Source organism: Halomonas sp. LC1 (genome assembly GCF_030247125.1).
Lineage (GTDB): Bacteria > Pseudomonadota > Gammaproteobacteria > Pseudomonadales > Halomonadaceae > Vreelandella.
In genome coordinates this window covers 250,517-274,627 of record NZ_JASSPG010000002.1, presented here as the reverse complement: position 1 = coordinate 274,627, position 24,111 = coordinate 250,517, and the positions used below count along the sequence as shown (strand labels likewise).

Sequence of the window (24,111 nt, the reverse complement as noted above, 5' to 3'; positions counted from 1 at the left end):
AAGGCTCTTCTTACCCTGACAGAGCACGCTCGAGCGGCTTGCGCCACAAGCAGCCGCCCCAAACAACTCACCGTTTTCAGGAAACTCACCATGCCTGCTTTTGATCATCGCAAATATCGTCCTGCTCCACGGGTGCCCACGTTTGACCGTCAGTGGCCCGACCGGGAGCTGACCCAAGCGCCCATCTGGGTGAGCGAAGACCTACGCGATGGCAATCAGGCCCTGCTCGAGCCGATGACGGTCGAACAGAAACAGCGCTTCTGGCATCAGATCATCAAGGTCGGTATCAAGGAAGTGATGGTCGGCTTTCCCTCCGCTAGCCAGCCGGATTACGATTTCGTGCGCTGGTTGATCGAAGAGGATCAAATTCCTGACGACGTGACCATCGCCGTGCTCGTGCAGTGCCGGGAACACCTGATCGAAAAAACGTTCGCGTCATTGGTGGGCGTCAAGCGCGCCATCATTCACCTGTACAACTCCACGTCCACGATCCAACGAGAGCGGGTGTTCGAGATGGACCGCGACGGTATCACCGATATCGCCGTACAAGGGGCGACGTGGGTGAAGACGTATGCCGAACAGTATCCCGAGGTTGATTGGCGCTTTCAGTACTCGCCGGAGAGCTTCTCCAGCACCGAAATCGATTTCTCGCTGGCCATCTGCGAAGCGGTGATGGATGTCTGGCAGCCCACCCCAGACAACAAGTGCATTCTCAATTTGCCCACCACCGTGGAAGTGGCAGGCCCCCACCATCACGCTGATCAGATCGAGTACTTCTGCCAGCATATTAGCCGCCGCGACAGCGTGATCATTTCGGTGCATACCCATAATGACCGGGGCGGTGCCGTGGCGTCCGCGGAGCTGGCGCTGCTGGCGGGGGCCGACCGGGTCGAGGGTACCTTGTTGGGTAACGGTGAACGCACCGGCAACATGGACATCGTTACGCTGGCCATGAACCTCTATAGCCAGGGTATCGACCCTAAGCTGGATCTTTCCAATCCCGACGAGATCATTCAGGTAGTGCACGAGTGCACCGGGATTGCGATGCACCCCCGCCACCCCTGGGTGGGTGAGATGGTGTATACCGCTTTTTCTGGCAGCCACCAGGATGCGATTCGTAAGTCGCTCAAACATCAAAAACCCGACGAACCGTGGCAAGTGGCCTATCTGCCCATCGACCCTCACGACATTGGCCGGGACTATCAGGCGGTCATCCGGGTTAACAGCCAGTCGGGCAAAGGCGGCATGGCCTTTCTGCTGGAGCGCGACTACGGCATCAACCTGCCTCGTTGGATGATGCTCGCGCTGGCTCCCTACGTGCAAAAAGAGAGCGAACGCCGTAATAGCGAGCTTTCCAGCGAGATGATTCGCCAAGTGATGTTCGATCATTTCTCCCATGGTGCGCCGCTCGCGCTGGCCGACTATCGGCTGTCGAAAGGGCAGCAGGAGGGGATCGACATCACGCTGTGGCAAGGTGCCGACACGCTACGTTTATCCGGCACGGGGAATGGCGCAATGTCCTCCTTCACCGACGCTTGGAAACGCCATACCGGCAGCCACGTCGCCATACTCGATTACAGCGAGCACTCGCTGGGCGGCGACAGCGAAGCCAACGCCATCGCGTTTGTGCAGCTCAACATCGATGGTCAGCGCGTATGCGCCGTCGCGGAAGATAGCGACACGGTGAGCGCGTCACTCAAAGCCGTGCTTTCTGGGATCAATGCGGCAAAGCCTGCTCATGCTACCCAGCAAGTGGCGACCAGCCTCGCTTGAATCGCACCGTTGGCCGCCGCCCGACGGCGCAGCGGCCAACGCCATGCGGCCCTCATGGCTCAGCGTAAAATCAAGACCGGCAAGTGGGCGTGACGCAGCATCGCCGTGGTGGTGCTGCCCACCAGCAAATGACGAATGCGCGAATGGCCGTATGCGCCCATCACGAGAAGATCGATTCCCTGCTCCTCTTTATAGGCACGTAGTGCTTCTTCGACCTCCCCCGCACGAATCGCCCCCTCGGCTTGGTGCCCCGCAGAGCGAAGCGTCTCGGTAGCCCACTCAAGCTGGGAGCGGTTCTCTGCGGTGTCCGCCCCGACAATCACCACGTGACACTCTGCACCGTCAAAGAGCGGGCTTTTGGCCAGCATGTCCACCCCTTTGCGGGCCGTGTTGCTACCATCGAAGGCCATGAGAATGCGCTTGGGCGGGGTGAACGTTTTGGGCACCATCAAAATGGGCCGATGAAGCTCGCGAACGACACGCTCGAGGTTAGACCCAAGGTGGCCGCTGGCCTGATGCGCCGTTTCTCCTCGCTTACCAAGCACCAGCAGTCGGATCTCTTTCTCATGTTCCGCCAGAGTATCCACGAGGGTGCCGTTGCGCTGCATGCAGGGAGGTTCTGAAAAGCCGGCCGCCTCGCTTCGCTCCCTCGCGGCATTCAACATTAACCGCCCCTGTTCGCGGGCCAGTTTTCCGCGCTGCTCTTCGATGTCCGAGAGCTGTTCCAACAGGTGCTCCCGGGTGCCTAGGCCGAGATGGCCCGTCAGGTCAGGCTCTGCGACCTGGGCGTGATTGTCGACGGTGTGCAGAAAACGCAGCGGGGCTGAGAGTGCCGTGGCGGCCCACACCGCATAGTCACACACACTTTCTGAGTAGTGAGAACCGTCGATGGCTGCTAACACGTAATCAGACATAAGGGCGTCTCCTTGCGCGGGTGCATGAAAAGTTATCGTTATTCTGACTCTTTTGTACACGAAGAGGCGGATCGGCAACACCGTAGCGCCTGCTTTTTTGCTCGACTGCCGCTGTCTGCGCGCGCTCCCTTGCGGTGTTACACTTAGCCGCCTAGCGATTTTCACCAACATAGCGCGAGGCGTCATATGGGACATGGCATCACCAACGTCGTACTTGTCGGCTTGGGCGGCGCACTGGGCGGGATGGCACGCTTTGCCGTCTCCAATGCCATGGCCCATTTACTGGGTAAAGTCTTCCCGTGGGGCACGCTGCTTGTAAATGCCAGCGGTGCATTTCTTGCTGGAGGGCTGCTAGGCATTTACGGCGTGCCTAACGCACAGCCGTTTTGGCTATTTGCGATAGCGGGCCTGCTCGGTGGCTATACCACGGTGTCATCGTTTAGCTTACAGACCCTTGAGCTGTTCCAGCGCGGCCAGGCGATGCGTGCCGCGCTCAACATGGTCGCTACGCTACTGCTGGGCATCGCCATGGCAGCATTGGGCTGGTGGCTGGCCCAGGGTTGAAGAGGAGCCCTCGATGAACGTTAACGCCTATCTCGCCGTCGGCCTTGGCAGCGCTCTGGGGAGCGTGCTGCGCTATGGCGTCTCGCTGGTGTCGATGGCCGTGCTAGGTAGTCACTTCCCTTGGGGGACGCTGCTGGTCAACGTGTTGGGGTCCTGCCTCATCGGCTGGCTAGCCGCGACGACGTCCCGCCTGCCTCGAGGCGCGCTGGCACGACATCAACCGCTGCTGATAGCAGGATTTTGCGGCGGCTTCACTACCTTTTCGCTCTTTAGCCTGGAAACGCTGCACCTGACGCAGCAGAGCCACCTAGGGCTGGCGCTGCTTTACGGCGTAGGCAGCTTACCACTGTGCGTCGCCGCCGCCTGGGTGGGCGAGCGCCTGGCCTTTTTGAAAGCAACCGTGACCTAATCTCTTGAAACGCGAACAGCTCGAACAGCAGCAGTCATGGATCTATCTAGCGTTTATCGCGCTTGGGCTCTGCCTGGGCCTACTGGCGCCAGAAGCGATGGCAGCGTTTGGGCAGGCGCTATGGCCGCTGCTCGGTTTCCTGCTCTTTGCCACCTTCACCCAAATCCCGCTGCTGCAAATAACGCAAAGTCTTCAAGATACGCGCTTCATGACGGCGCTGTTGGTAGGCAACTTTGTTGTGATTCCTGCGCTGCTGGGCGTGTTAGTGGTGTGGCTTCCCCTCCCGCCACCCGTGCTGGCGGGCATCCTATTGGTGCTACTGATGCCTTGCACCGACTGGTTTGTTACCTTTGCGCATTTAGGTAAAGGCGACGCTGCCCGGGCCATTGCCGCGACGCCCCTGTTGCTGCTCGTGCAGATGGCGGCACTACCGGCCTATCTATGGCTATTGCTAGGCAGCGAATGGTTGCAATTGACACTCTCCCCTGCGCTACTGAGCGCCTTTTTGAGCTTGATGGTGCTACCCCTGCTGCTCGCCTGGCTCACCGAGCGCGCAGCGCAGAAATTCGTCACCATCGAGCGGGCTACCCGTGCACTGGGTTGGATGCCGGTACCACTCTTGGCATGCGTGGTGCTGATCATTGCGGCTACTCAAGTCGCTCAAGTGTTGGCCTTGCGTCAGCTTCTCTGGCAGGCAGTGTTGATCTTCGTAGGCTTCTTGATCGTTGCGGCGTGGCTGGGCAAAGCGCTTGGTCACCTCTTTAACCTGCCGCCCACCAGCACTCGCACCCTGGTGTTTAGCTTCGGCACCCGTAATTCCTTCGTCATGTTGCCCATTGCGCTCACCCTGCCCAACGGTTGGCAAGCCGCGGTGGTCATCATCGTATGCCAATCGCTGGTCGAGCTGCTGGGTATGGTCGCGTACCTTCGCTGGGTGCCGAAGCGGCTAATTCCCAGCTCAGGCCACAAAAAAGCCGACGCTTACGGCAAGTAAGCGTCGGCGATGACAGGGTGCCCGTGAGGGTTAGTGGCCGCCCATCAGTTTATCGACTGCGACCGGGTCGTTATGAACGGCATAGCGGTCTACTACGGTAGCGCTGGCTTCGTTCAGGCCTATCAGCTCTACCTCGGTTCCTTCACGGCGGAACTTGATCACCACGCGATCCAGCGCCTGAACGGCGGTGACATCCCAAAAGTGCGCCTTGGAGAGATTGATGGTCACCTTATCGATGCTCTCTTTGAAATCGAACGCCGCCATAAAGCGCTCGGACGAGGCAAAGAACACCTGCCCTACCACTTGATACTCGCGCTGTGTGCCGGCCTCTATCTCTTTCGACCCCACGTACATGATGTTGCCGACTTTGTTGGCAAAGAACAGTGCTGCCAGCAGCACGCCCACGAAGACCCCGATGGCGAGGTTATGCGTTCCCACCGTGACCGCGACGGTCGCCAGCATGACGATATTGGTACTCATCGGATGCTTTTTCAGATCGCGAATGGAGGCCCAGCTAAAGGTGCCAATCGAGACCATGATCATCACCGCCACCAGTGCCGCCATGGGGATTTGCGATACCCAATCGGCCAAGAACACTACCATCAGCAACAGCACCACGCCCGCAATCAGCGTCGATAAACGCGTACGCCCCCCCGATTTGATGTTGATGACCGACTGTCCGATCATTGCGCAGCCAGCCATACCACCCATTAAACCCGCACCAATGTTGGCGACGCCCTGACCTTTACACTCGCGGTTCTTGTCGCTGGGCGTGTCGGTCAGATCGTCCACGATCGTGGCGGTCATCATCGATTCCAACAGGCCCACGACTGCCAGCATGATCGCATAAGGGAAGATGATCATCAGCGTTTCGAGAGTCAGCGGCACGTTCGGCCACAGGAAAACCGGCAGCGTGTCGGGCAGTTCGCCCATGTCGCCCACGGTGCGAATATCCATACCGCTCACCATATACACCACCGTCAGCACCACGATGCATACCAGCGGGGAAGGCACCGATTTACCAATCATCGGCAAATAAGGGAATAGATAGATAATCCCCAGGCCTGCCAGCGTCATGGCATACACGTGCCACGTCACGTTGGTCAGCTCCGGCAGTTGCGCCATGAAAATCAGGATCGCCAGCGCATTCACGAACCCAGTGACCACCGAACGAGAGACGAAGCGCATGAGTTCCGCCAGCCGCAGGTAACCCGCAATGATTTGCAGCACCCCGGTCAGCAGCGTGGCGGCCAGCAAATACTCGAGCCCGTGCTCTTTCACCAGTGTCACCATCAGCAGCGCCATCGCCCCGGTGGCCGCAGAGATCATGCCGGGGCGGCCACCGGTAAAGGCGATAACGACCGCAATACAGAACGAGGCATACAGCCCCACTTTCGGGTCCACGCCCGCGATAATGGAAAAGGCGATCGCTTCAGGAATTAGCGCCAGCGCGACGACAATACCTGAGAGCGTGTCGCCCTTAATGTTAGAGAACCACTCATGCTTACTGAAAAGTGCCATTCAGGGAGTCCATGGTTAGGGGGTTAAAGACATTGCGCGCCGCAGCCGCACACAAAGGCAGCACAAGAGCGCACGTTAGGAATAGATTGTCGGATGAATGCTACCAATCGAAGACGCACATGCGCCGATAGCTAAATAGCGGCAACGGGGTGCCATAGCACCGATATAACGCGAAGAGCGTTATGGCGCTGATAAGGAGGGGAAAACCTAGGGTGGAGTCATCAGCCCTGGTGTCGGCAGAGCAACGGCTGCCATGACATTGTTCATTACAGATAAACCTTGCTGTTCTATCATCGTTATTCAGGCGAGGAGCGGCAGCTAAGTGCGTTCCAGTCGTCTTGAGCGCGGTATTCTACCAGCAAACAGGCCCGTTCGCACCCGTCGCCCTAGACGTTTAGACGATGACCTTTCTCCCAAGCTTGGCTTACCATGGCACCCACACGGCGATACTACCGTCGCCTTCTCGACATCTTGATCTTCCCCACGCTACCGAACGAGAGGACCCGCACATGAGCCAGACAGTCGCAGTGATCAAAGGTGACGGCATCGGCCCTGAGATCATGGACGCCACCCTGCAAGTGCTCGACGCACTCGAGTGCGGGTTGACCTACGAATTCATCGATGCGGGCTTGGTCGCACTCGACAAGCACGGCACGCTGATTCCTCAAGCCTCGTTGGATGCCATCGAAAAGCACGGCATTGCCCTGAAAGGCCCGCTCACCACGCCGATTGGTAAGGGCTTTTCATCGATTAACGTGCAGCTACGCCGCCACTTTGACCTCTATGCCAACGTGCGCCCCGCCATCAGCTTTCCGGGCACCCGCTCCCGCTACGATGATATCGACATGATCACCGTGCGGGAAAACACCGAAGGGGCTTACCTCTCCGACGGTCAAGAAATGATCGATGACGGCAATACCGGCATCTCGGTGATCAAAGTGACCCGCCAAGGCTCCGAGCGCATCGTGCGCTACGCCTTCGAGCTGGCCAAGCAGAATGGCCGCAAGAAGGTCACCGCCGTTCACAAAGCCAACATCATCAAAACCAGCTCCGGCCTATTTTTAGACGTAGCCCGCGACATCGCCAGCGAGTATCCCGAAATCGAATTCCAAGAGATGATCGTGGATAACGCCTGCATGCAGCTGGTCATGAACCCTCATCAGTTCGATGTGGTCGTCACCACCAACCTGTTCGGCGATATTCTTTCTGACCTGTGCGCTGGCCTAGTAGGCGGCTTGGGCCTCGCCCCAGGGGCAAACATCGGTAAGAAAGCGGCGATTTTCGAAGCGGTACACGGCTCGGCGCCGGACATTGCAGGCAAGAAAATTGCCAATCCCTGCGCCCTGCTGCTCGCCGCCGCCCAGATGCTCGACCACCTCGGCATGGCCGCCAAGGGGGATGCCATTCGTCAGGGGATTCGCGCCGTGCTAGAGAATCGCCGCGATATGGTGACACCCGATATGGGCGGCACCGGCACCACCGATACCTTTGCCCAGGCGCTGGTGGAGCACTTAAAAGGCTGAACCTAGCCCAGCCACACATCGAGAAACAGCATGATCACCAAGCCCATCGCTAGGCCAAACGTCGCTTTCTTCTGGTGGCCGCAGCGGTGGGTTTCGGGAATGATCTCATGGCTGATCACGTAGAGCATGGCCCCTGCCGCAAACGCCAACCCCCAAGGCAGCAGCACTTGAGACACGGTGACGACGCTGGCGCCAAACAGCCCGCCAATCGGCTCGATGAGTCCGGTCAGCGCCGCGATCGACCAGGAGCGCCACTTGGAGTAACCTTCCCCCATCAGCGCGACGGCCACCGCTAACCCTTCCGGCATGTTCTGCAATCCAATGCCAAGCGCCAGCGGCATTCCACCCTCTAAGCCATTGGCACCGAAACCCACACCGACCGCCAGCCCTTCCGGCAGGTTATGAATCGCAATGGCAAACACAAACAGCCATACGCGACGCAGCGAAGCGGCTTCCGGCCCCTCTCTCCCCTGCTGGAAGTGTTCGTGCGGCAAACCTTCGTTGAGCAGCGCAATGGCCCCCATGCCGAGCAAAATCGCAGTGCATACCAGCGCTGCGGGCACCGGACCACCGGCGTAGTAGATTTCTGCGGCCTCCAGGGCAGGAATGATCAGGGAAAAAAACGAAGCCGCCAGCATCACCCCGGCCGCAAAGCCCAGCGCTAAATCACGAAACCCCCGACTTGGCGTTTTGCCCAGCAGCACGGGCAACGCCCCCACGGCGGTCAATAGCCCAGCCACCAAACTGCCTAAAAATCCTAATAACAGCGTATTTTCCATGAATATCGTAAACTCGATGTGCGATGAGAAGGAATGAACAACGACAAGGGGACACCGTGACCATCACCGCTTCGCTGGCCGCTACGCACTTCAGCCACATGCGCCCTCGCCTAGTCGCCTTTGCGCGCTTGCAACTCAGAGATGCCGCCGCCGCTGAAGATGCCGTCCAGGAAACGCTGCTGACTGCCTTCGAAAAAAGCGCCACCTTCGAGGGCCGCTCAGAGTTCGAAACCTGGGTATTCGGCATTTTGAAATTCAAAATTCTCGATCAGCTGCGCCGTCAAAAAAAGCAGGGGCGCTGGCAGCCGCTGAACGAGGATCTCGATGACGATACCTTAGACCGCCTGTTCGAAGCCAATGGGCATTGGCAACCCAACGCGCGACCCAACGACTGGGGACAGCCTGAGCATGTGCTCGACAATCAGCGCTTTTGGCAAGTGTTCGACGCCTGCATGCTCGCCCTCCCCGAGAACATTGCCCGTATCTTCAGCCTGCGGGAATTGATGGGGCTCTCCACTGACGATATCTGTAAGGAAACCGGCGTCTCCGAAACCAACTGTTGGGTTATTTTACACCGGGCTCGGCTGCGCCTTCGAGAGTGCTTAGAGCGCGGTTGGATTCGCGAGCAGGAGTAAATCCGTATGCTGATGTGCCGAGAAGCGACGCGCTTGATGTCGCTCAAGTTGGATAGAAAGCTGACCTTCAAAGAGCGCACGGCGCTGCGTGTACACCTCTCCATTTGCAGCGCCTGCCGAGCTTGCGCGCGCCAGTTCGATCTCATGCACGACCTAGGACACCGCCACCCTGCGGCCCCCGCCGGAGATGACCGCCATGACGCGTAGCCAAAGACCGAACCACACGCTGTCCTATGCGGCTTGGCAACGCTTGGTCATGGGCCTGGGCGTCAGTAGCGTCATCGCGCATGCGGCCTTGGCACAGGAGGTGCGCTTTACACCGGAGCGAATGATGACATGGCCAACGCGTAGCTTCGCTGGAGAAACGCAGTACCGGGTGGTGGAAAAATCCGGCCAGCGCGTGCTTCAAGCAGATGCCTTGGGGCAAGCCTCCGCTCGCTATCTTGAGCGAACCATCGACCTGAACGCCACACCGTATCTGCACTGGTGCTGGCAAGTGAGCGGGATCTACCCAGGATTGGACGAAACCACCCAAGCGGGCGACGACTATCCGGCGAGGGTGTACGTCGCCCGGAAAACCGGCCTGCTGCCTTGGCAAGTCGAATCCGTAAACTACGTCTGGGCTTCCCAACAGCCGCAAGGCACTCATTGGCCCAACGCATTCACCGACCGCGCCCATCTTCTGGCCCTACAAAGTGGCGAACACAACGTCGGCCAGTGGCAGGCAGAAGTCCGTGATGTGCGCGCCGACTACCGAACGCTGTTTGGCAGTGCGCCCGACGAGATTCACGGCATCGCCTTGATGAGCGACGGGGACAACGCAGGCGGCAGCGCCAGCGCCTGGTTTACTCATCTCGGGTTTTCCGCCACGGCGACCCCACCTACCTGCCCCTAATCGTTAACTTACGTTAAAACAGATACTTAACCTTACCATTGTGACATTTTGTGCCACACCGATACAAAACATTGTTTTCTATAAGAAACTGGTCTATTCTAAGCGCATTTACAATACTGCGTTTGAGAGTCTGCCCCCATGTTCAGCCCCTTTTCCTCTGGAAATTTACGTGGCGCCCTGGCCCAGCACACGGCCTGTATCTACTTCTCTGTCGAGGGCATCATTCAGGATGCTAGCCCGCTATTTCTAGAAACGGTGGGCTACTCTCTGGACGAGATCAAAGGGCAGCATCACCGTATGTTCTGCTATCCAGAAGACACCCAGAGCGCAGCGTATACCGCCTTCTGGAAAGCGCTGGCCGCAGGAGAGGGTCAGCAAGGACGTTTTCGCCGTATCAATGCCTACGGTGAAGAGGTTTGGCTAGAGGCCACCTACGTTCCTATCAAAAATCGCCGAGGCAACGTCGTGCAGGTGTTCAAAGTGGCCAGCAACGTCACCGAGAAGCATCAGCGCGCCGCTCGTGAACGTGCCATCTTACAGGCGCTGGATAGCTCGATGGCGGTCATCGAGTTCACCCCCGATGGCTACATTCTGGACGCCAACCGCAACTTCGAGCAGGCCATGGGCTATTCGCTACATGACATCCGTGGCGAGCATCATCGTATGTTCTGCACGAAGGAGTTCTACCAGCAGCGCCCAGACTTCTGGAAGCAGCTCGCCAAGGGTGAGTTCAAGCAAGGCAAGTTCATGCGCTTGAATGCAAAGGGCCGCGTGGTATGGCTGGAAGCCACGTACAACCCCATCGTGGACGATGATGGCAAGGTGGTGAAGGTGGTGAAATTCGCCACGGACATTACTCGCGCCATGGAAGCATCCGAAGCCGCTCGCGCCACCGTGGGCAGCGCTCGTACCTCTTCCAATCAGACCGAGCGCATTGCACAAGAGGGGCTTGAGCATCTGCGTAAAGTCATCACTCACTTTCAGCATGCCAGCAGCACGCTGGGAGACGCGCAGCGCTTGATTAGCGATCTCAATACACAGGCAGAGCAGATCAATAAAACGGCCAACACGATTGCTCAAATTGCCAGCCAAACCAACTTGCTCTCTCTCAATGCGGCGGTGGAAGCCGCACGGGCGGGCGAGCAGGGGCGCGGCTTTGCAGTCGTAGCTAACGAGGTGCGTCAGCTCGCCCGAGGCTCTAGCGATGCCGTCAACGAGATCACCCGAGTGCTCAAGGAGAATAGCGCCTTGGTGTTGCGCACCACTGAGGCGATGCAGCAGGTAGTGGAACAGGGACAAACCAGCCAGACCAGCGTGCAGGAGATCGAGTCGATCGTGAACGAAATTCTTCAAGGGGCACAGAGCGTTTCTCACTCCATTGAACGTCTGACGCTCGAACCTTCCTAACGGTGACGCCCTAGGAACACGAAAGCCCCGCCAGCTTGTGCTGACGGGGCTTTTTTAACGCGTACTATCTTTAACGCGTACTATCGGCGTGCTTAACGCAGCTTGGTCTTGCGCAAATAAGGCAGTACGGCATCAAACTCACCGAATTTCTGCTTGGCGTCTTCGTCTGAGACGCTGGGCGGGATGATAACATCCTGGCCAACCGTCCAATCCGCCGGAGTGGCAATGCCATGCTTTGCCGTGGTTTGCAACGCGTCCAACGCGCGCAAAATTTCCGCAAAGTTACGGCCAACGGTCATCGGGTAGGTCATGGAAAGCTTGAGCTGTTTGTCCGGACCGATGATGAAGACCGAACGCACCGTAGCGCTGTCGGCGGGGGTGCGGCCATCGGGCAGGTAAGCATCTTCCGGCAGCATATCGAACAGCTTGGAGACGTTGAGGCTCTCATCCGCAATGATCGGGAAGCCGACGCTGCTACCGCTCACGGTTTCAATGTCGCCAGCCCAGCGCTTGTGATCCTCTACACCATCGACGGACACACCGATGACCTTGGTGCCACGCTTCTCCCACTCGGCACTCAGCGTTGCGACGGCGCCGAACTCCGTGGTGCATACCGGCGTGAAATCTTTTGGGTGTGAGAACAGAATCGCCCAGCTGTCGCCGATCCAATCGTGAAAACGGATCGGACCGTGGCTCGTCTCTGCTTCGAAATCAGGCACGACTGCATTGATACGTAATGACATCGTTGCTCCTCGTTAACGTGAAGTGGTTCTCATACCTTATATGACTTTCAACGCCTTCACTATAGAACGTTTAGCGCTAAAGACAATGAGATGACGGCGGCGTTCACTCTGCCGGTTTCACGTCTTTCTCTTCGCGTTTAATCCGCTTGACCCAGCGCTGTTTCGCGTAGTGGCGCAGGTTCGCCACGCTGTCGGTTTCATCGACGATATCTTGACCCAAGATAGTCTCGATAATGTCCTCCAGCGTGATCAGCCCCACGAAGGTGCCGTGCTCATCGTAGACCACTCGCATATGAAGGTGATCTTTCAACATGGAGGTGAAGACCTGCTCCACATTATTGGAGACGTCGACGCTGCCAATGGGATGCATCAACTCACGCATCGTTTTGGTGTCGTCGGCGTGGTACATATCGGCCTTATGCACATACCCAAACGCCTGCTCGCCGTTGTCCATGACCGGGAAACGGGTGAACGGTGCTTTCCCGTACTGCTCGTCGAATTCGCTGACGGTCATGTTCGGTGGCACGGTTTCGCACACGGTGCGCGGCGTCATGGCCTTGTTCACTAGAATATCGTGCAGGTTGAGCATGTTGATGATGGTGCGTGATTCGTCAGCATCCAGCACCTCCTCTTCGAGACCCACTCGCGCGAGCACTTTGATTTCGTCACGCAGGTCCACATCGTGCTCAGATTTGCCTAGACGACGCGTAATTTGCTCCGACATCCAGATGAAGGGCAGCAGCCCAATGATCATCGGGTTCAAAAGCTTCGGCAACAGCGGAGCCAGGCCGCGCCAGTAGGTGGCGCCGATCGTTTTGGGGATGATCTCTGACAGGACCAGAATCAACATGGTCATGACGGCAGAGACGATCGCGATGGAAGACTCGCCGAATACGACCGCCGCTTGGGCACCAACGGCCGTTGCACCAACCGTGTGGGCAATGGTGTTGAGGGTCAAAATCGCGGCTAACGGCCGGTCGATATTGGTTTTCAGCTTGGTCAGCGCTGTATGCAGCTTTGGATTGTCTTCTTTTTGCTTGGCAATATAGCTCGGCGTAATCGACAGCAGCGCTGCCTCTAGAATAGAACACAGAAAGGAGAACGCGATTGAGAACGTAGCAATCGTGATGAGGAGGAACATGGAAGCTCTAGGTAGTGGGTGAAATAGCGTTATAGAGACTCGATCATCAGGTGTCAATCACTAGCCTAGGCAACTCACCGCTGCGCCGCCAGCCCACCTATGTAAAACTGGTCTCCTTACTCGGCATATGCCATCGAACGCGATTACGTCCCTCTTTCTTGGCGCGATACAGTGCCATATCGGCACGGCGTAGGTCTTCCTCCCAGTGCTCCGCGCTGCCTCTCGGCTTCACTTGGCAGGCACCAATGCTTACCGTGACATGTACTGCGCCTTCGCTGGTCAAGATGGGAGTCTCGGCGATCGCTCGGCGAAGTAGCTCCAACGTCGGGGCATCGTGAGTATCGTATAAACAGATACCAAACTCTTCGCCCCCAAGCCGCGCGACTAAGTCATCGGAGCGCAGCGAGTGACTTAAGCGGAACGCTACCTCTTGAAGCACTTCATCACCGACCTGATGCCCGTACTGGTCGTTAATCGATTTAAAATAGTCGATATCAATAACTGCAATAGAAAAAGTAAATTTAAGCTGAGAATAAAACGCCGATGTGCGCTCTATAAAAGCACGCCGATTGGGTAATTTCGTTAATACATCCGTTTCAGCAAGATAGCGCAACTGCTGTTCTGCATGGTGACGTGACTTTTCGACGTCCAAAGCATAAAACAGCGCACCCAATGTATCTAAAAGGGGCTGTAAAAACAGCGCATCCTCTTCGGTATAATCTTCTTCTTTATTGGCAAGCCCAATCATCCCAACGGTTTCATCGGCAATTTTGATCGGTAACCCCAAAAATCGCAGCAAGGGAGGGTGGCCTGCGGGTGTCCCGCGAGACGCATGATACTGGCGAGGGCGATTGGCTAACACGACATGGCCACTGGTCACCACATGGCCAAACAGATTGTCTAGGTTGTTGAAAAATAGCTCGCCCCGTTGGTAGGCACGGTACTGCTCATTGGTCTCCTCGCTCCAGCTGATGTTCGAAAGCGCGTGGATGAACAGGGACTTCTCTCCGTCGCTTCGCACTTGCACCTGGCCGATCAGCCCAAACTGGCTCTCTGCGAGATGTAATAGCTCGTCGAAGATCAGCTCGCAGGAGTGGCGGATGTCTTTTTCGTGAAGAAAAACGCTCTGGGCGCGGTTCATGAAGTTGAGTAACTGCACCTGCTTTCGCTCACGCAGCTCGGCGCTCTTTTTGTCCGAAATATCCCGAGTCACGCAGGTTAAACGCAGTGGTCGCCCTGCGCTGTCGTTGGCGACCACTCGGCCGTAGGTGTTCACCCAGAGCCAATGGCCTTCGGCATGACGCATTCGATACTCGACGTTCAATACCTCGTCTTCCTGCGCCAAGTGCCGCCGAATGGCGTTGTTGACCGACGTAAAGTCGTCGGAATGAATCAAACTTTTCCAGAAGCTAGAGCGGCTCTCTACCTCATCGCTCTCTAGACCCAGCATCTCACACCAACGCTGGTTGAACACGTTGTGGTCGTTGGATATCTCCCAGTCCCAAACGCCTACGTCTGCGGACTCGATCATCATGGCGAAATCGCCATCGCTGATTCCCGCCCGTTGTTTATCAATCAGATGGATATAGTCGCTTATGAAATAGCTTAGCGACTCCAAAAAGCGCAAATCTTTGTCGGAGAGCGTATTAGGACGGCTGTCGATCAAGCACACGGCCCCCACTTCACGCCCACCTGCGGTCAGCGGAACACCCGCATAGAAGCGAATATGCGGAGCGGCTAGCACGAGCGGGTTATCACGAAAATCAGGATGCTGGCTGGCGTCCTCAATGACCAGCGGTGCCCGTAAGGCAACCACATGGCGACAAAACGCGTCCTCTAACGACGTGAAGTCCACGTCCAACCCCGACTTGGCGATGAACCACTGTTTCTGGCCGAGGCTGTGTGAAAACCCAAAATCAGTTGGCGATTACAGTGCTCAGCCGTTTTGGCACCACTAACGGGTCAGCAAGGCAGTTCAGAGCGCCTTCCTTTATTATTTCCACATCTGAAGTTGTTCGAGATAAAGCCTAAAAAATACTTTCTCTAGAGCGTCACCGACTTCTACTAAGTACGGTAGAGCTAGGGTCAGCTACCCTATGCTCGTATGGCCTGGATCAAACCCTTGGTGCCAAGGATATTCATGACGCGTTTCATGTTGTAGGCAAGCACATGAAGGCTCATTTCCGTTCCGACGTTCTTAAGCCCTTTGGTTAAAAAGTGTGTCGCACCCATCCACGCTTTCAACGTGCCAAAGGGATGCTCGACTGTTTGACGACGGGTTCGCATTATATCCGGCGTCTGATCCAGACGTGATGTTACCGCCTCCAGTACCTCTTCGTGTTCCCAGCGTCTGATGCGCCGATAGATACCCGTGGTGCACTGCGACTTCATTAAGCAACTCGGACAGGCCGAGCTCCAATAGCAATGTAGCGTCTGGCCTTTTTCGACGTTTTTGAAGCGCCAAACTAGTCGCTCTCTCGCGGGACAGCGATATTCATTTCGTTCGGGCACGTAACGGAACGCCTCTCTGGGAAACATACCTTTGGCCTGGTTCGGCGAGGTTTTGGGCTTGGGAAGATATGTCGTGATACCGGCCTCGTGACACGCAAGAATCTCCTCCCCTGTGAAGTAACCACGATCAGCCACAACGTGAAGATCATCGACGCCGCTAGCATCGCGTGCTTTCTTCGCCATCCTGAAAAGCTGACGCCGGTCACTGCCGACATTGGTGACCTCATGGGCGACGATTAAGTGATGCCGACTATCGACAGCCGTCTGCACGTTGTAGCCCACAATTCCCGTTCCTCGCGTCGTCATGGAGCGAGCATCTGGGTCCGTCAACGAGATTTGCTGATCAGGGGCCTCGGTCCTTTGAATTTCAATGGATTGCAGTTGCTGAACTTCTTCTGTCAGGGAGGCGAGCTTTTCCTTCAATCCTGACGTCTGGGCTTCTGTGACAACGGAGGAGCCTTGATCCATTGCGTCGAGCTGGCGTAAATAGCGCTCAATACTTTTGTCGATTTCTTCTGCTCGCCGCTTCATTTTGGCCAAGGTGAAGTTACGGTCTCGATTGTTGACTGCCTTAAATTTGCTGCCATCAATGGCCATCACAGATTGTGAAAAGAGCCCCAGACGCCGGCATATCAAGACAAAGTCTCGGCAGGTGGCTTGGATCGCCTTGCCATTGTGCTTGCGGAAATCGGCAATCGTTTTGAAGTCCGGTGCGAGGCGCTCGGTTAGCCACATGAGTTCAACATTACGCTGCGCCTCACGTTCTAGACGGCGGCTGGATTGCACGCGGTTGAGATAACCGTAAAGATAGATTTTTAGAAGTACAGCGGGGTGATAGGCGGGCCGCCCCGTGGCATGGGGATCAACACCTTTGAAACCCAGCTGTTTGAGGTCGAGAGCGTCCACGAAAGCCTCAATGGCCCGAACCGGATTGTCTTCAGAGACGAAATCATCCAGGAGCTCAGGAAACAACGTAGCTTGGGACCGGGATTCACCTGCGACGAAACGTTTCATCGGTACCTCCCACGATCTGTCATGGGTAGAGTATAGCGACAGCTACGTTTTCACACAGCCTCGGCCGAGAACGGACACCAGCGCAATGGGGAACTCAAAAAAATCGGCGACCGACGCAATGAGCCTGTCCAATGCATCGGTATCGACGTCAGGGGATAATTTGTATTGACTGATGTGTTGCCAGCGTTTGTTGAGCATCACGTTATACCCGGGTGGCACAGACTTCATTGCCCACATCATGAGCTTAGGTTTACTTTATCACGCGATGCAAGCAGCAATGTCAATCCGTAAAAACCACTGCTTTTTCGGGGGCTATTAGTATCAATCACTTGAGTAAGAAAGTTTGCATTTTTTCACATTTTCCATGGGCCGATGCTTTAATTAAAACGACTATAGTGACTAAAGGCTCGGCTTGAAAAAACATCGCGCACGGCTAATAAAAATTACCTTTCCAAGAAAAACTATGCCATGTTTATCTTAGGTGCCTCCCCTTGCGCCTCCTCCTGTATGGAACACTGAAAATAGAGAAGGCAACAATGCATACTCCTTTTTTAAATGCATCTCTTTATCAAGCGCTACTTACTCACACTGCCTGTATCTTCTTTACACCGCAGGGAGTGATCAAACACGCCAGCCAGCCGTTTCTGGACGTCATGGACTGTCGGTTACAGGATATTAAGGGGCAGCACCACCGCATTTTTTGCGATGCCGCCGAAGCGCAACGACCAGAGTATCAACAGTTTTGGCAAAAGCTTGCCAGAGGTGAAAGTCATCACGGCCGCTTTCGCCGTTTCAAAGAGAATGGTGACGAGGTATGGCTGGAAGCTACCTATCTACCGATTTGCTCGCGCTCTGGCAAAGTTACGGAAATTTTTAAAGTTGCCAATGAGGTCACCAGCAGCCACCAGGAGGCGCGACATCAAGATGCCTTGCTTCACGCCCTGCACCGCTCTATGGCGGTGATTGAGTTCTCTCCCGAAGGCTACATACTGGACGTCAACCAGAACTTTGAAAACGTCATGGGGTATCGTCGCGATACGCTGATTGGACAGCACCATAAGATGTTCTGCCGACCCGACTTTTACCGTCAACAGCCGAATTTTTGGCAACGCTTGGCTAAGGGGGAATTCAATAAAGGGCGGTTCGAGCGAGTAGATGCCCATGGTAAAACGGTCTGGCTGGAAGCAACCTATAACCCGGTGACGGATGCTGATGGCAATGTCGTCGAAGTCGTCAAGTTCGCCAGCGACATCACGCCACTGGTCGAAAAAGCCAATGCCACATCAGGCACCATCAGTTCGGCCCAGAGCAGCACCTCGCAAATCGAACGCACCGCCAAGGATAGCCTGGACCACTTGGATGAAATGGTGAAAGGCTCCGAGCAAGCTGCCCAAACCCTGGCAAAGGCGCAAGAACTGATCGATGCGCTGCATAAGCAGTCGCAAAGCATCAACACGATCACGGAGTCGATTGCCAAGATCGCTAGCCAAACCAATCTTCTGTCGTTGAACGCTGCCGTAGAAGCCGCTCGCGCGGGAGAGCAAGGTCGCGGCTTTGCGGTGGTCGCCAACGAGGTCCGCCAACTGGCGAAAGGGGCTACTGAAGCCGTCGACCAAATTACCCGCGTACTCAAAGACAACAGCAGCTTGGTAGAACGAACCACACAAGCCATGCAGCAGGTCATTCAGCAAGGCAAAGCCAGTCAGTCCAGCGTCAGCGAAATCGACGCCATTGTGAACAAGATTCTGCAAGACGCCAGAAGCGTCGCCCACTCCATCGAGCAGTTGGCGGCGGATACGCATATTTAGAGCGACCGATTTTCATGCACAGGGACGTGCACCCTCTAGCGCCATCCTTCTTTTACCAGCCTTCAAGCATGCTACTATCTAACCCCGCTTAACGTGGTTAGACCCCTGCCTGAAAGGATGCTTGCTGATGTTTGACGCGCCCGCTGCTGTTGCTACGCCTGAAGCCGTTGAGACCTTTATTGCCCGCTGGAAGGGCACCACCGGCACCGAAAAGGCCAACTACCAGCTGTTCCTTTCAGAGCTATGCGCACTGCTGGCGCTACCCACGCCCGACCCCGCCAGCAAAGACAACAGTGAAAACGCCTACACCTTCGAGCGCCGGGTAGATATTCAAAACCCCGATGGCAGCGAAAATCGCGGCTTTATCGATCTCTACAAACGTGGCGCGTTTGTCTTGGAAGCCAAACAAACCGGCAAAGGGCTGGCCACTAAAGGCTGGGACAAAGCCATGCAGGCGGCCTATAACCAAGCCGACCAGTACGTGCGCGCCCTGCCCGCCGACGAAGGTCGCCCGCCATTTATCGTAGTGACGGATGTTGGCCGCACCCTAGCACTTTATTCTGAATTTTCGCGCTCCGGTGGCACCTATGTGCCCTTCCCCGACCCGCGTAACTACCAAATCAAACTGGATGACTTACGCCAGCCCGAGGTACAGCAGCGCCTAAAAGCCCTGTGGGAAGCGCCCGATACCCTAGACCCGAGCCAATACGCCGCCCGCGTGACTCGCGAAGTAAGCACAACGCTGGCCCAGCTTGCCAAAACACTAGAAGCCGATGGTTACGAAGTTGACCGCGTGGCGCACTTCTTGAAGCGCTGCCTGTTCACCATGTTTAGCGAAGACGTAGAGCTGCTGCCTAAAAACAGCTTTACCGACTTTCTCATCCGCATGAAAGAGACCCCCGAACACTTTGCCGACGCCATTGGCTCGTTATGGGAAAGCATGAACAACGGCGGTTTTAGCGGCGTACTCACGGCCAAGGTAATGCGCTTTAACGGCGGCCTGTTCAAAGGCATCGACCCTATCCCGCTCACCCCCGAACAAATCCAACTGCTGATTGATGCCGCCAAAGCCGACTGGCGCTTTGTGGAACCGGCCATTTTCGGCACGCTGCTGGAGCGCGCCCTAGACCCCCGCGAACGCCACAAGCTAGGTGCCCACTACACGCCTCGCGCTTACGTCGAGCGACTGGTCATGCCCACGCTGATTGAGCCGCTACGCCGGGAGTGGGCCACCGCCCAGGTGGTCGCAGAAACTCACAACCAGAAAGGCAGAACCGATAAAGCGCTAGAGAGCCTGCGCGCCTTTCACCACAAGCTCTGCCAAGTACGCGTGCTAGACCCCGCCTGCGGCAGCGCCAACTTCCTGTATGTCGCGCTGGAGCACATGAAGCGCCTGGAAGGTGAGGTGTTAAACCTGATTGCCGACCTCAGCGGCGGGCAAGACTCCTTAGAAGCCGAAGGCTTTACCGTCTCGCCCCAGCAGTTCCTCGGCATGGAAATTAACCCCCGCGCCGCCGCCATTGCCGAAATTGTGCTGTGGATTGGTTACCTGCAGTGGCACTACCGCATTAACGGCAAGCTCGACCTGCCAGAGCCAATTCTGAAAGACTTCCACAACATCGAAAACCGCGATGCGCTGATGGAATTTGAACGCCGCGAGCCGCTGCTGGATAACGCAGGCAAAGAAGTCACCATCTGGGACGGCATCAGCATGAAGAAAAGCCCCGCCACCGGCGAGCTGATCCCCGATGAAACCGCCCGCACCACGGTGTACCGCTACCACAACCCCAGGCGTGCAGAGTGGCCGGAAGCGGATTATATTGTCGGCAATCCGCCGTTTATTGGGGCTTCTACCATGCGCCGCGCACTCGGCGATGGCTATGTAGACGCCGTGCGCCAGGTATTTAAAGGTACGGTGCCGGAATCTGCCGATTTTGTGATGTACTGGTGGCATATCGCCGCCGAGGCGGTGCGCAGCGGCCACACCCAGCAGTTTGGCTTTATTACCACCAACAGCCTGCGCCAAACCTTCAACCGCCGCGTGCTGGAACCACACTTAAACGATGCCAAAAAGCCGCTCTCGCTCACCTTCGCGATTCCCGACCACCCCTGGGTAGACGGCAACGACGGTGCCGCCGTGCGCATCGCCATGACCGTAGGCCGAGCAGGCGAAGCGCCTGGGCTGCTACAGCAAGTGACTAATGAAAACAGCGATGAAGGCCGCGAAGCCCGCAATGTGGCCCTAAGCCGTCGCGAGGGTAAGGTGTTTGCCGATTTGAGTATTGGGGCAGATGTGGCGGGGGCGCAATTTTTAAAGGCCAACCAAGAAATTAGCTCACCCGGTGTGAAATTACATGGGGCTGGCTTTATTGTGACCTCAGAAGAAGCCAACCAGCTTGGCCTGCATAACAATCCAACACTTAACCAAGTAATCCGCAATTACCGCAACGGTCGCGACCTCACCCAAACCCCACGTGGCGTCAAAGTAATAGACCTTTTTGGTCTAACCGTCGACGAAGTAAAGTGGCAGTTCCCGTCTGTTTATCAATGGATATTCGAACGCGTTAAACCTGAGCGAGACCAGAACAAGCGTGCCACTTACCGCAATAAGTGGTGGATTTTCGGGGAAGCGAGAAAAGATTGGCGCCGTTATGCTAATGGCCTTCCCCGCTATATCGCCACGGTAGAAACTACGAAACATCGTCTGTTTACTTTCTTAGATGCCGACATTTTGCCAGACAATATGTTGGTGAACATTGCGGTTCATAACCCTGCTTGGTTAGGTACTTTATCAAGCCGTTTGCACGTTTGCTGGGCTCTAACAGCTGGTGGTCGTTTGGGCATGGGCAATGACCCACGCTACAACAAAACCCGCTGCTTCGAGACCTTCCCCTTCCCAGAACTTACCGACGAGCAAGCGGCGAAGATCGGCCAACTGGCCGAACAGATCGACGCCCACCGCAAGCGTCAGCAGGCCGAGCACCCAACGCTGACGCTTACCGGTATGTATAACGTGATGGAGAAGCTCCGCGCAGGCGAAGAGCTCAACGCCAGAGAGCAAACCATTAACCAGCAAGGCTTGGTCAGCACCCTGCTTGCCGACCACGATGCCTTAGACCGCGCGGTATTTAACGCCTACGGCTGGGATGACTTGGCAAAAGCACTCGTGGGCTTACCCGGTGCCACCACGCCCTTGCCGGATAAACCCGCCGCCCAAGCAGAAGCCGAAGAAGAGCTGCTGATGCGCCTAGTGGCGCTGAACAAACAGCGCGCCGCGGAAGAAGTGCAAGGCAACGTGCGCTGGCTACGCCCAGATTACCAAGCGCCGGAAGAAGCCGCCCCCGCACAAACCGAGCTGCAAAGCACCACGGCTGAGGCCAGCGCCCCAGCCGCCGACAAAACCAAAGCCGCCTGGCCCAAAGACCTCGCCACCCAGGTCACACTGCTACGCGACATGCTCGCCGCCAGCCCCCACAGCGCGGAAAGCTTGGCCGCCCAGTTCAAACGCAAACCGCTAAAAGGCGTTAATGAGGTCCTTTCGGCGCTGGCCGCCCTCGGCCAAGCCCAGCAAGATGACGAACACTGGCGGCTGGTGAGGTGATATGAAAAGATCAGTTGAGGATCAGCTAAAGTACTTCTTCGCGCTACACAATTACCGGAGTCGCATTGGCGGCGCTGAAATGCATTATTTTTTCGTAGAAGGTAAAGAAGCTTACCGCCATGGTCTCTATATTGCCTCCGCAACCTGCTTGCTAATAGGTATTGAAGCAAGCGTCCGGGCTCTTCATGCTTACCACCTCCGAGGAGTGGATGACCTTAACCTCAACCCTGGTCAGACATTAAGTAACGCCCTGCTTCACAAGGCAAGGTGTGTCGGTTTAAAAATAGAAATTCTTGCAATGGAAGGCGAAGAAGAATTTGAACGTAAAATGGCACCCGGACAACAGCTCCGAGAACCCGTTGAAATCGTTAGGTTAAGAAACAACCTCTGCCACGGAAACGTTAAAGAATTCTTCACTCATATAGAGGATCAAGGCACCTTTTTTACACCAAAGGCGTTGAAAAAAGTCTGCGAACAGCTACTTAACATCAGCAAGCCATGGGCTGAAGAAATTGGCAGGTTCAACGACGAAGTTCTTTTTAATAAGTACCAGCAAGATGACTAATCACTACTACAACTACGCCATCATCCGATTTTTGCCTTGTAGAGACAGAGGCGAATTTATCAATATCGGCATCGTCATCCATGGCAATGATGGTAGCTTTTCTACGCGGGTCGTTGATGCAGGCTATTCTCGCGTTGACGACGTTTTCCCGGCACTGTCAGATAGCTTGTTTGCTCAACACCTCAAGCCGCTGAAACGCGAGCTATCGCGTATCGAAGCACTCGCTAGTAACTGTAATATTGACGCACAACAGCAGTTGTTTAAGAACCTTGCTGAACCTAGTGAAGGAGTTTTTACTTACAGTCAGTCAGGTACACTTGCCGCCAAAGACTCAAAAGCTGCGCTTAATGAGCTTTTTTGCCGTTATGTACAACACACTTAAGAAAAATAAGTGATCAACCTATTTTTCAACATCAATACCTATTAAAACCTATATTAGCACTTGAGGTTCAATTGATCTTATATAAATACATGTCACTTGGAGCTGCGATAAAGGTTATTGAGAACTTTTCAATAGGCTTTACCTGTTTAGAAGACCTAAATGACCCTTTTGAGTGCACATCTTTTGGCTTTGAAGAAATTGATACTTCACCTATAACTGCAAGCATTGCCACACATGCGTGTAAAAATCGTTTTTCAAGGAAGTATGGTGTCTTATCTCTAACTCGCCAACCTTTAAACGCTCTTATGTGGTCACATTATGGAGACTCTCACCGAGGTGTGGTAATAGGATTTGATAGCGAACTAGCTGGATTTTCAGATCCAGAAAAAAATATAATTCCCAGCCATTACGGAGAAGTAATTTACTCAGCAACAAAGCCACACAAAGATCTACCTATCATAAATGAAGACGAACTAATGAGCATTGGCACAGAGCTAAAATTTGAACCAAGCACATTCAATTTAGCGAAAAGAGCCTTTCTATATAAATCAATAGAATGGGCTTACGAAGAGGAAGTTCGTATTGTAAAAAATATAGCACACCTACCTTTCAGCTATCACTTCAATGAAGGTCGTTATAAAGAATGGAGCAAAATTACTGTATTTGGCAGACCGCTATATTGTCTTGATATTCCTAAAAAGTCTATTAAAGAAATTCACATAGGCAACAATATCTACAAGAATGTAACCAGAGGTAACTCGATTAGCGACACCGAACTAATCACGCTACTTAAAAATTGGGGAAAAAAAGATATAAAACTATTCCAATGCAAAATAGATACGCATTCTTGGAACTTGATAGCAACACCATCTATTCACCAAGCCTAAAAACTCAAGAAACAATTGATTTTATGTATATAATTAAACACAAAG

21 protein-coding genes and 1 pseudogene are annotated in these 24,111 nt (G+C 55.3%); 15 read left to right on the top strand and 7 right to left on the bottom strand.

Features of this window, described 5'->3' with window-relative positions:
• Window positions 1–90: 90 nt before the first annotated feature.
• The gene (locus QIT27_RS04160) at window positions 91–1,773 is read left to right on the top strand and encodes a 2-isopropylmalate synthase (protein ID WP_285262982.1); all 1,683 of its coding nucleotides are present in this window, start codon (window positions 91–93) and stop codon (window positions 1,771–1,773) included.
• A 59-nt stretch (window positions 1,774–1,832) separates the two neighbouring features.
• Here QIT27_RS04160 and QIT27_RS04155 read toward each other — a convergent pair whose 3' ends face one another.
• Entirely contained in the window at window positions 1,833–2,687 is an 855-nt protein-coding gene (locus QIT27_RS04155; RefSeq protein WP_159343024.1) for a universal stress protein, read from the bottom strand.
• A 186-nt stretch (window positions 2,688–2,873) separates the two neighbouring features.
• Between QIT27_RS04155 and crcB (QIT27_RS04150) the strand changes: the two genes are divergently transcribed.
• The 3 genes from crcB (QIT27_RS04150) to QIT27_RS04140 are packed head-to-tail and all read left to right on the top strand — an operon-like array spanning window position 2,874 to window position 4,654.
• The gene (gene crcB, locus QIT27_RS04150) at window positions 2,874–3,251 is read left to right on the top strand and encodes a fluoride efflux transporter CrcB (protein ID WP_159343025.1); all 378 of its coding nucleotides are present in this window, start codon (window positions 2,874–2,876) and stop codon (window positions 3,249–3,251) included.
• A 13-nt stretch (window positions 3,252–3,264) separates the two neighbouring features.
• On the top strand, window positions 3,265–3,660 hold the full coding sequence (gene crcB, locus QIT27_RS04145) for a fluoride efflux transporter CrcB (protein ID WP_285262981.1): 396 nt from the start codon (window positions 3,265–3,267) through the stop codon (window positions 3,658–3,660).
• A gap of 4 nt (window positions 3,661–3,664) precedes the next feature.
• Window positions 3,665–4,654, top strand: coding sequence for a bile acid:sodium symporter family protein (locus tag QIT27_RS04140; RefSeq protein ID WP_285262980.1), 990 nt, complete (start codon window positions 3,665–3,667; stop codon window positions 4,652–4,654).
• A 30-nt stretch (window positions 4,655–4,684) separates the two neighbouring features.
• Here the strand turns inward: QIT27_RS04140 and QIT27_RS04135 are convergent, their stop codons facing one another.
• Entirely contained in the window at window positions 4,685–6,175 is a 1,491-nt protein-coding gene (locus QIT27_RS04135) for a SulP family inorganic anion transporter (protein WP_253017731.1), read from the bottom strand.
• A 509-nt stretch (window positions 6,176–6,684) separates the two neighbouring features.
• Here QIT27_RS04135 and QIT27_RS04130 point away from each other — a divergent pair.
• Window positions 6,685–7,698 (top strand): isocitrate dehydrogenase, encoded by a 1,014-nt coding sequence (locus tag QIT27_RS04130; RefSeq protein WP_285262979.1) that lies wholly within the window; start codon window positions 6,685–6,687, stop codon window positions 7,696–7,698.
• 2 nt (window positions 7,699–7,700) lie between these two features.
• Here QIT27_RS04130 and QIT27_RS04125 read toward each other — a convergent pair whose 3' ends face one another.
• Window positions 7,701–8,477, bottom strand: coding sequence for a ZIP family metal transporter (locus tag QIT27_RS04125; RefSeq protein ID WP_159343029.1), 777 nt, complete (start codon window positions 8,475–8,477; stop codon window positions 7,701–7,703).
• 56 nt (window positions 8,478–8,533) lie between these two features.
• Here QIT27_RS04125 and QIT27_RS04120 point away from each other — a divergent pair, with 56 nt between their 5' ends.
• From QIT27_RS04120 to QIT27_RS04105, 4 genes are all read left to right on the top strand, one after another.
• Window positions 8,534–9,112, top strand: coding sequence for a sigma-70 family RNA polymerase sigma factor (locus QIT27_RS04120; RefSeq protein ID WP_285262978.1), 579 nt, complete (start codon window positions 8,534–8,536; stop codon window positions 9,110–9,112).
• A gap of 6 nt (window positions 9,113–9,118) precedes the next feature.
• On the top strand, window positions 9,119–9,319 hold the full coding sequence (locus QIT27_RS04115; protein ID WP_253017727.1) for a zf-HC2 domain-containing protein: 201 nt from the start codon (window positions 9,119–9,121) through the stop codon (window positions 9,317–9,319).
• Window positions 9,309–10,007, top strand: coding sequence for a DUF3047 domain-containing protein (locus tag QIT27_RS04110; RefSeq protein WP_253017725.1), 699 nt, complete (start codon window positions 9,309–9,311; stop codon window positions 10,005–10,007). The genes QIT27_RS04115 and QIT27_RS04110 overlap by 11 nt, the downstream gene beginning before the upstream one ends.
• 138 nt (window positions 10,008–10,145) lie before the next feature.
• Entirely contained in the window at window positions 10,146–11,414 is a 1,269-nt protein-coding gene (locus tag QIT27_RS04105; protein ID WP_285262977.1) for a methyl-accepting chemotaxis protein, read from the top strand.
• A 92-nt stretch (window positions 11,415–11,506) separates the two neighbouring features.
• Here QIT27_RS04105 and QIT27_RS04100 read toward each other — a convergent pair whose 3' ends face one another.
• The 4 genes from QIT27_RS04100 to QIT27_RS04085 form a co-directional block, all read right to left on the bottom strand.
• Window positions 11,507–12,157: a peroxiredoxin gene (locus tag QIT27_RS04100; protein WP_159343033.1), complete on the bottom strand. Its 651-nt coding sequence runs from the start codon at window positions 12,155–12,157 to the stop codon at window positions 11,507–11,509.
• 103 nt (window positions 12,158–12,260) lie between these two features.
• Window positions 12,261–13,298, bottom strand: a complete 1,038-nt coding sequence (locus tag QIT27_RS04095) for a CNNM domain-containing protein (RefSeq protein WP_159343034.1) — start codon at window positions 13,296–13,298, stop codon at window positions 12,261–12,263.
• 97 nt (window positions 13,299–13,395) lie between these two features.
• The gene (locus QIT27_RS04090; RefSeq protein WP_285262976.1) at window positions 13,396–15,153 is read right to left on the bottom strand and encodes a diguanylate cyclase domain-containing protein; all 1,758 of its coding nucleotides are present in this window, start codon (window positions 15,151–15,153) and stop codon (window positions 13,396–13,398) included.
• 239 nt (window positions 15,154–15,392) lie between these two features.
• Window positions 15,393–16,823 carry an IS1182 family transposase gene (locus QIT27_RS04085; protein ID WP_285262975.1) on the bottom strand — a complete coding sequence of 477 codons (1,431 nt, stop codon included), beginning with the start codon at window positions 16,821–16,823 and terminating at the stop codon, window positions 15,393–15,395.
• Between the two features lie 536 nt (window positions 16,824–17,359).
• Here QIT27_RS04085 and QIT27_RS17055 point away from each other — a divergent pair.
• The 6 genes and pseudogenes from QIT27_RS17055 to QIT27_RS04060 form a co-directional block, all read left to right on the top strand.
• A pseudogene (locus tag QIT27_RS17055) lies at window positions 17,360–18,085 on the top strand (PAS domain-containing protein); the annotation flags it as partial.
• 102 nt (window positions 18,086–18,187) lie between these two features.
• Window positions 18,188–18,631 (top strand): methyl-accepting chemotaxis protein, encoded by a 444-nt coding sequence (locus tag QIT27_RS17050; RefSeq protein WP_475326303.1) that lies wholly within the window; start codon window positions 18,188–18,190, stop codon window positions 18,629–18,631.
• Between the two features lie 127 nt (window positions 18,632–18,758).
• On the top strand, window positions 18,759–22,232 hold the full coding sequence (locus QIT27_RS04075; RefSeq protein WP_285262973.1) for a class I SAM-dependent DNA methyltransferase: 3,474 nt from the start codon (window positions 18,759–18,761) through the stop codon (window positions 22,230–22,232).
• A 1-nt stretch (window position 22,233) separates the two neighbouring features.
• Window positions 22,234–22,797 carry a hypothetical protein gene (locus QIT27_RS04070; protein ID WP_285262972.1) on the top strand — a complete coding sequence of 188 codons (564 nt, stop codon included), beginning with the start codon at window positions 22,234–22,236 and terminating at the stop codon, window positions 22,795–22,797.
• Window positions 22,790–23,179, top strand: coding sequence for a DUF3037 domain-containing protein (locus QIT27_RS04065; protein WP_285262971.1), 390 nt, complete (start codon window positions 22,790–22,792; stop codon window positions 23,177–23,179). The genes QIT27_RS04070 and QIT27_RS04065 overlap by 8 nt, the downstream gene beginning before the upstream one ends.
• A complete protein-coding gene (locus tag QIT27_RS04060; protein ID WP_285262970.1) occupies window positions 23,155–24,066 on the top strand; it encodes a DUF2971 domain-containing protein in 912 nt (303 codons plus the stop codon). The genes QIT27_RS04065 and QIT27_RS04060 overlap by 25 nt, the downstream gene beginning before the upstream one ends.
• Window positions 24,067–24,111 lie beyond the last annotated feature (45 nt).

Excerpts from the sequence above, each read along its gene's own strand:
- QIT27_RS04130 (WP_285262979.1), top strand. The coding sequence starts at position 6,685 with ATGAGCCAGACAGTCGCAGTGATCAAAGGTGACGGCATCGGCCCTGAG.
- QIT27_RS04085 (WP_285262975.1), bottom strand. The coding sequence starts at position 16,823 with ATGAAACGTTTCGTCGCAGGTGAATCCCGGTCCCAAGCTACGTTGTTT.
- QIT27_RS04105 (WP_285262977.1), top strand. The coding sequence starts at position 10,146 with ATGTTCAGCCCCTTTTCCTCTGGAAATTTACGTGGCGCCCTGGCCCAG.
- QIT27_RS17050 (WP_475326303.1), top strand. The coding sequence starts at position 18,188 with ATGGTGAAAGGCTCCGAGCAAGCTGCCCAAACCCTGGCAAAGGCGCAA.
- crcB (WP_159343025.1), top strand. The coding sequence starts at position 2,874 with ATGGGACATGGCATCACCAACGTCGTACTTGTCGGCTTGGGCGGCGCA.
- QIT27_RS04065 (WP_285262971.1), top strand. The coding sequence starts at position 22,790 with ATGACTAATCACTACTACAACTACGCCATCATCCGATTTTTGCCTTGT.
- QIT27_RS04100 (WP_159343033.1), bottom strand. The coding sequence starts at position 12,157 with ATGTCATTACGTATCAATGCAGTCGTGCCTGATTTCGAAGCAGAGACG.
- QIT27_RS04095 (WP_159343034.1), bottom strand. The coding sequence starts at position 13,298 with ATGTTCCTCCTCATCACGATTGCTACGTTCTCAATCGCGTTCTCCTTT.
- QIT27_RS04115 (WP_253017727.1), top strand. The coding sequence starts at position 9,119 with ATGCTGATGTGCCGAGAAGCGACGCGCTTGATGTCGCTCAAGTTGGAT.
- QIT27_RS04160 (WP_285262982.1), top strand. The coding sequence starts at position 91 with ATGCCTGCTTTTGATCATCGCAAATATCGTCCTGCTCCACGGGTGCCC.
- QIT27_RS04110 (WP_253017725.1), top strand. The coding sequence starts at position 9,309 with ATGACGCGTAGCCAAAGACCGAACCACACGCTGTCCTATGCGGCTTGG.
- QIT27_RS04125 (WP_159343029.1), bottom strand. The coding sequence starts at position 8,477 with ATGGAAAATACGCTGTTATTAGGATTTTTAGGCAGTTTGGTGGCTGGG.
- QIT27_RS04135 (WP_253017731.1), bottom strand. The coding sequence starts at position 6,175 with ATGGCACTTTTCAGTAAGCATGAGTGGTTCTCTAACATTAAGGGCGAC.
- QIT27_RS04075 (WP_285262973.1), top strand. The coding sequence starts at position 18,759 with ATGTTTGACGCGCCCGCTGCTGTTGCTACGCCTGAAGCCGTTGAGACC.
- QIT27_RS04070 (WP_285262972.1), top strand. The coding sequence starts at position 22,234 with ATGAAAAGATCAGTTGAGGATCAGCTAAAGTACTTCTTCGCGCTACAC.
- crcB (WP_285262981.1), top strand. The coding sequence starts at position 3,265 with ATGAACGTTAACGCCTATCTCGCCGTCGGCCTTGGCAGCGCTCTGGGG.
- QIT27_RS04155 (WP_159343024.1), bottom strand. The coding sequence starts at position 2,687 with ATGTCTGATTACGTGTTAGCAGCCATCGACGGTTCTCACTACTCAGAA.